At 34.3% G+C, this 2,411-nt stretch carries 4 protein-coding genes; all 4 read left to right on the forward strand.

Annotated features, from left to right (window positions below; translation table 11 throughout):
* A partial coding sequence (locus tag HT671_RS08990) for a restriction endonuclease subunit S (protein ID WP_240153275.1) occupies positions 1-608 on the forward strand: 608 nt, incomplete at its 5' end.
* Between the two features lie 59 nt (positions 609-667).
* Positions 668-904: an AbrB family transcriptional regulator gene (locus tag HT671_RS08995; protein WP_138703493.1), complete on the forward strand. Its 237-nt coding sequence runs from the start codon at positions 668-670 to the stop codon at positions 902-904.
* Complete coding sequence (locus HT671_RS09000; protein WP_023941843.1) at positions 901-1,314, forward strand: type II toxin-antitoxin system death-on-curing family toxin; 414 nt, start codon at positions 901-903, stop codon at positions 1,312-1,314. The genes HT671_RS08995 and HT671_RS09000 overlap by 4 nt, the downstream gene beginning before the upstream one ends.
* A gap of 117 nt (positions 1,315-1,431) precedes the next feature.
* On the forward strand, positions 1,432-2,397 hold the full coding sequence (gene xerA / locus HT671_RS09005) for a site-specific tyrosine recombinase/integron integrase (RefSeq protein ID WP_000444454.1): 966 nt from the start codon (positions 1,432-1,434) through the stop codon (positions 2,395-2,397).
* Positions 2,398-2,411 lie beyond the last annotated feature (14 nt).

Here is a 2,411-nt window from a genome sequence, read left to right on the forward strand (position 1 = left end):
CCCGATTTAACGAGATGTTCGAAGAGTATCCTGACTCAGTATTCTTAGATACATATATAAAAGAACTAAGAGCAGGTAAAAGTTTAGCTGGTGAGGAAAATAATAAGAATAAAGTATTAAAAACAGGAGCTGTATCGTACGATTATTTTAATTCATCTGAAGTAAAAAATTTACCAATTGACTATATTCCCTTAGATGAACATAAAGTTGAAATAGGGGATGTAATTATTAGTCGTATGAACACTTCTGAACTAGTTGGGGCTGCTGGGTATGTTTGGGCTATCAATAGTGATAATATATATTTGCCAGATAGATTATGGAAGGTTATTTTGAATGATCGAGTAAATCCAGTTTTCTTATGGAAGCTTATTACAAATGAGAAAACAAAATTAAAAATTAAGGGAATTGCCTCTGGAACTAGTGGGAGTATGAAAAATATTTCGAAATCAAAATTTTTACAAATTAGAGTCCCCCTCCCCCCACTAGCCCTCCAAAATGAGTTCGCAGACTTTGTAGCCCAGGTCGACAAATCACAATTGGCAATCCAAAAATCTCTGGAAGAGCTTGAAACTTTGAAGAAATCTCTGATGCAGGAGTATTTTGGCTGATATTCTGCCATTGTAATTACGGTAATGATTTGTTATAATACAACAAAGGAGGAAATCAGATGGTCGTAAAAACAAGAAAACAAGGAAATTCAATCACCATTACGATTCCAAGTGAATTTAATATTCCAAGTGGTGTTAAATACGAAGCTAAATTGTTACCAAGTGGTGAGATTATCTTTACTCCTGAAGAATTGGGGCAGCAGGTTTCTTATGTATCTGATGATTCCTTTGACTTAAATTTAGATAAAATATTTGACGAATACGACGATGTTTTCAAAGCTTTGGTGGAAAAATGACAATCTATCTAACAGAAAAGCAAATTGAAAAAATAAATGCTTTAGCAATTCAACGGTATTCTCCAAATGAGAAAATTCAAACAGTTAGTCCTTCTGCCTTAAATATGATTGTGAACTTACCAGAACAATTTGTCTTTGGGAAGCCTCTTTATCCAACAATTTTTGATAAAGCAACGATACTATTTGTCCAATTGATAAAGAAGCATGTTTTTGCTAATGCTAATAAAAGAACTGCTTTCTTCGTTTTGGTCAAATTTTTACAATTAAATGGCTATCGTTTTTCTGTAACGGTAGAAGAAGCAGTAAAAATGTGTGTAACCATCGCAGTAGAAGCTTTAACTGATGAAAAAATGACAAGCTACTCCAAATGGGTTTCTGAACATTCTGTTAGAGAAAAGGTCAAAAAGTAACCTAGTATGCTGGATTTGAATGAGCACAAGAAAATAAATGAACAGACAATATTAGAATTCTGTAATGCAGAAACTGATATTGTCTCTTTTTATTGATGAATAAGAAAGTGAGAAATTATGGAATCAAAAGTTACAATTATCATGCAAGAAATGTTACCTCTTTTAAATAATGAACAATTACTAGCATTGAGAGAGAGTTTAGAACATCATCTAGTAGACGGAAAAAAGCAGCAGAAGTATTCGAATAATAACCTGTTGAAACTCTTTATTACCGCCAAGCAGGTAGAGGGCTGTAGCTCAAAAACAATTCGTTATTACCAGAGGACGATTGAAAACTTGTTTAATGGTATTAAGGAGTCTGTGACACAACTCACAACAGATGATTTAAGGAGTTATTTAGCAAATTACCAGTCTGAAAAGGATTGTAGTAAGGCAAATTTAGACAATATTAGGCGTATATTGTCTTCTTTTTTTGCTTGGCTTGAGCAAGAGGAATATATCATTAAAAATCCCATTCGACGGATAAAGAAAATTAAGACTGAGCAAAATGTGAAGGAAACTTATACTGATGAACATTTGGAAATTATGCGTGATAACTGTGAAAATTTGAGAGATTTGGCAATAATAGATCTACTAGCATCGACAGGTATGCGTGTAGGGGAGCTTGTACAGTTGAATCGTTCAGATATTGATTTTGAAAACAGAGAGTGTGTTGTCTTTGGTAAAGGAAAGAAGGAGAGACCAGTATATTTTGACGCTCGGACGAAAATTCATTTAAGAAACTATCTTAACGACAGAAAAGATAGTCACCCTGCTCTTTTTGTAACGTTAGTTGGAAAAGTCCAGAGGCTTGGAATTGCTGGTGTAGAGATTCGCTTAAGAAAGTTAGGAGACAAACTCGGTATACAAAAGGTTCACCCACATAAGTTCAGAAGAACTTTAGCGACTAAGGCAATTGATAAAGGTATGCCTATCGAACAAGTCCAAAAACTGCTAGGTCATAGCAAGATTGACACAACCCTGGCCTATGCCATGGTCAATCAAAATAATGTCAAGCATTCACACCAAAAATTCATCTCTTAAAAGCAAATCCCGAT

This window comes from Streptococcus sp. 2741, assembly GCF_013276315.1.
In the GTDB taxonomy this organism is placed as follows: domain Bacteria; phylum Bacillota; class Bacilli; order Lactobacillales; family Streptococcaceae; genus Streptococcus; species Streptococcus pseudopneumoniae.

Bases quoted from the DNA above. Each gene is read 5' to 3' on its own strand.
- HT671_RS08995 (WP_138703493.1), top strand. From the start codon at position 668: ATGGTCGTAAAAACAAGAAAACAAGGAAATTCAATCACCATTACGATT.
- HT671_RS09000 (WP_023941843.1), top strand. From the start codon at position 901: ATGACAATCTATCTAACAGAAAAGCAAATTGAAAAAATAAATGCTTTA.
- xerA (WP_000444454.1), top strand. From the start codon at position 1,432: ATGGAATCAAAAGTTACAATTATCATGCAAGAAATGTTACCTCTTTTA.